Source organism: Parafrigoribacterium mesophilum, from assembly GCF_039652555.1.
Taxonomy (GTDB): Bacteria; Actinomycetota; Actinomycetes; order Actinomycetales; family Microbacteriaceae; genus Parafrigoribacterium; species Parafrigoribacterium mesophilum.
On the sequence record NZ_JBDJAF010000091.1, the window covers coordinates 1 to 253 of the forward strand.

Annotated in this window: 1 protein-coding gene; it reads right to left on the reverse strand. The window is 63.6% G+C overall.

Annotated elements, in window-relative coordinates; all coding sequences use genetic code 11:
• On the reverse strand, positions 1–253 hold a 253-nt coding region (locus ABFX56_RS16215), incomplete at both ends, for an LLM class flavin-dependent oxidoreductase (RefSeq protein ID WP_346234383.1).

Below are 253 nucleotides of genomic sequence, written 5' to 3' on the forward strand. Positions count from 1 at the left end.
GAACCCAGCATTTTCATGTAGGCCGGCACTGCCCGGGCGAACATCACGCGGAACCGGTCGCCCGACAGCGCCTGCATCAGATTGGCGGCGCTGGCGGTCACAATCGGGTGGCGCATTGTGGCATAAAACGTGCCGGTAATGCGGATCTTCGAAGTCACTTGGCTGACCGCGCCCGCCAGCACGGCCGGTTCCTTCAGGGCAAAGCGCTCCGAGATCCACACGCAGCCAATGCCGATCCGCTCCGCCTCAATCG